The 2,961-nt window shown below is 65.8% G+C and carries 5 protein-coding genes; 2 read left to right on the top strand and 3 right to left on the bottom strand.

The features are described 5' to 3' along the window. Both Y705_RS20240 and Y705_RS0114335 read left to right on the top strand, forming a co-directional pair. Positions 1-434, top strand: a 434-nt coding sequence (locus Y705_RS20240; RefSeq protein ID WP_162149091.1) for a YsnF/AvaK domain-containing protein, incomplete at its 5' end; no start/stop codon positions are given. Positions 435-566: 132 nt separating this feature from the next. Then, positions 567-1,067 (top strand): DUF5655 domain-containing protein, encoded by a 501-nt coding sequence (locus Y705_RS0114335; RefSeq protein WP_049822815.1) that lies wholly within the window; start codon positions 567-569, stop codon positions 1,065-1,067. Here Y705_RS0114335 and Y705_RS0114330 read toward each other — a convergent pair. The 3 genes from Y705_RS0114330 to Y705_RS0114320 are packed head-to-tail and all read right to left on the bottom strand — an operon-like array spanning position 1,039 to position 2,864. Continuing rightward, a complete protein-coding gene (locus Y705_RS0114330; RefSeq protein WP_026533356.1) occupies positions 1,039-1,740 on the bottom strand; it encodes a PspA/IM30 family protein in 702 nt (233 codons plus the stop codon). The two genes, Y705_RS0114335 and Y705_RS0114330, sit on opposite strands and share 29 nt — an antisense overlap. A 9-nt stretch (positions 1,741-1,749) precedes the next feature. Next, on the bottom strand, positions 1,750-2,313 hold the full coding sequence (locus tag Y705_RS0114325; RefSeq protein WP_026533355.1) for a hypothetical protein: 564 nt from the start codon (positions 2,311-2,313) through the stop codon (positions 1,750-1,752). Beyond that, positions 2,313-2,864, bottom strand: a complete 552-nt coding sequence (locus Y705_RS0114320) for a hypothetical protein (RefSeq protein WP_026533354.1) — start codon at positions 2,862-2,864, stop codon at positions 2,313-2,315. The genes Y705_RS0114325 and Y705_RS0114320 overlap by 1 nt, the downstream gene beginning before the upstream one ends. Positions 2,865-2,961: the final 97 nt, after the last annotated feature.

The raw sequence follows: 2,961 nt of genomic DNA, 5'->3' as shown, positions 1-2,961 counted from the left end.
CCGGCGTCGCCGACGCCCAGCCGGACACGGGCGTAGCGGACAGGGGCGTCGCGGACACGGGGATGACCCGTTCCGAGGAGCAACTGCGGGTGGGCACCGAGACCAGGGAGAGCGGCACGGTCCGCATCCACAAGTACATCGTGACGGAGACCCTCACCCAGACCATCCCCGTGCGCCGCGAGGAGATCCGGATCGAGGAGCTGCCGCTGGAAAGCGCAGGCGAAGTGACGGCTGCGGGGCCGGGTGTGGAGCGGATCGGCACCCCTTTCGAGGAGGGGGAGTACGAGATCATCCTCTACGAGGAGCGGCCCATCATCGAGCTGGAGACCGTCCCCGTTGAACGGATCACCCTGACGAAGGAGACGATCACCGAAGCGGAGACGGTCAGCGGCGAAGTCCGCAAGGAGGTTATCGAAGCCACCGAGTCCAGGTGAGCAGCACGGCAATGGGACTTCGGTCGCTCCGCGCAACTACAGTTTTCCCATGAGCGAGATCAAGACCTGGCAAAGCATGGTCGACACGAACGCGGAGCGCCTGAACCGGACCACGGGACGCAGCGTCGCGGAGTGGGCAGGCGAGGCCCGGAACGCCGGCAGGCCCGGAACGCCGGCATCACTACGAGGGATGCCCTGTCCTTCTGGCTCAAGGGACAGGGCATCACGGGCTACAACCTCATGAGCATCGACTGGGAGATGTTCGGGTACCCTGAATTCTTCCTGAAGTCCGCCGATGAACTGTTCGAAGCCCAATACGCCGACAGGCCTGCGTTGCGGTCAATCGCGGATCGGTTGCTTCTGTGGGCGCAGACTACGGACGACGTGGAGGTCCAGATGCGCAAGACGTATGTCTCGCTGCAGACCCCGCGCCGCAAGTTCGCCCAGGTCACGCCGACGAACAAGAAAACCCTGGATGTGTACGTTCGGGTGGACCTGACCGACCTTGCGGTGCTCGAACCGGTGCGGAACGCCGGCGATCCTTTCGCCTGGCGCCTGCGGCTGCGGGGACCGGCCGACGTCGACGACGCCGTCCTGAAGGCTCTTACTGTGGCCCGGGACGATAGCCTGTAGCCTGCGACTTCTTCAACCGCTCGAGTTCCTGCTGAGCTTCGGCTTCGGCTTCGAGTTCCTCGAACGCCCGTTCCATGCGTGGCGACGACGGGTCCGTCCAGGCGAGTTCCTCACGTGCTTCAGCCTGGGCTCGCAGCTGGCGCACTTCCCGTTCGGCCTCCCTACGGGCGGCTTCGGCACCGAAGGCCGCCGTGGACGATGCGCTGATCGACTCCTGAACTCCGAGGGCTGCCTCCGCGGCAGCGCGTCGGGCCACCATGCTCTGGTATTCGAGGGAACTGTCGAAGATCCGGCGCTCGAGGCGCTCGAGATCGCCCTGCAGTTGCCGGCTTTGCCGGTCGGCCTCCGAGAACTGCTGTGTCAGCGTGTCATGGCGCTTGCGGGCACCGATTCCTTCGCGGATGGCATTGCGCGCGGTTTCGTCGTCGCCCCGCTGAACCGCCGTAGCGGCCTGCTCATCAAGGTACTGCGCGTAGGCCCCGGCCTCGGAAGCTGCTATTTCGATGCGTCGGCGATGGGCTGCGACGTCGGCCGCGGCTCGTCTCGCCGAGTCGAGCAGGCCCTGCTGCTGGTCCTGCGCCTGCCTGGCGTTGACCTGCGGATCTTCTTTCGCAGCCTGCGCCGCGGCGCGGTTGGCCTGGACGATGCGGGTGATTCGACGCTTGATCGACATCGTGTGGTCCTACCAGGCCTCTCGGGACCCGTAGGAACTCCGCCAGGACTGCATGGCGCTGATTTCCGCGGTCAGTCGGGAGCTGGCCTGTTCGAGCTGCAGCTGATCGACGGACCGGCTGGTCTGGAGCAGGCACCTGCGGAGGTCCGCCGAGAGTGCGTCGAGGGCCCGGGCCTGCTGGGCGAGGTCCGCGGTCCATTCGCTCTTGAGCGCCCGGTTCGGCTCCCGGTCAGCGATACGGAGTTGATTCTCGAGCGAGAGCATTGCACGGTCGAGGTCCTGTGCTGCCTGCGGCAGATGGCCCACCGGCCACCCCTGCCGGGTCGCTTCATCGATCGCCCCCCTGGTGGCCCTGCTGGAGCGGCGCATCTCACCGATGAGCCTTGCGGGTTCACGGACTGCTTTGTCCGGTGCGAAGGACTTCGCTGCGAGGACACCGTTTCCTGCCGCACGCTGGAGAATACGGGACCGTTTGACCTTGCGGACCACCACCCACCCGGCCACGGCGGTACCTACCCCTGTGGCCGTCAGAATCCCCACGCCCAGGGCAAGAATCTCGATGAGCGAGTCCATTACACCAGCATCTTCCGGGAGGGTTGTGGATGGTTGCGCATACTTCTAGTCTGCCCTGAGCACGCGTGATAATCCAGATCGACCAGCGCCGGGCGCCGGCGTGACCGGCTTGTCATCGAATGCGCTGATTGCCGCCGGGCTGCGGCCCGGGCCTGCTGGGCGAGGTCCGCGGTCCATTCGCTCTTGAGCGCCCGGTTCGGCTCCCGGTCAGCGATACGGAGTTGATTCTCGAGCGAGAGCATTGCACGGTCGAGGTCCTGTGCTGCCTGCGGCAGATGGCCCACCGGCCACCCCTGCCGGGTCGCTTCATCGATCGCCCCCCTGGTGGCCCTGCTGGAGCGGCGCATCTCACCGATGAGCCTTGCGGGTTCACGGACTGCTTTGTCCGGTGCGAAGGACTTCGCTGCGAGGACACCGTTTCCTGCCGCACGCTGGAGAATACGGGACCGTTTGACCTTGCGGACCACCACCCACCCGGCCACGGCGGTACCTACCCCTGTGGCCGTCAGAATCCCCACGCCCAGGGCAAGAATCTCGATGAGCGAGTCCATTACACCAGCATCTTCCGGGAGGGTTGTGGATGGTTGCGCATACTTCTAGTCTGCCCTGAGCACGCGTGATAATCCAGATCGACCAGCGCCGGGCGCC

Source organism: Arthrobacter sp. H41 (genome assembly GCF_000520535.1).
Taxonomy (GTDB): domain Bacteria; phylum Actinomycetota; class Actinomycetes; order Actinomycetales; family Micrococcaceae; genus Arthrobacter_D.
This window is presented reverse-complemented; position numbering and strand designations above follow the sequence as displayed.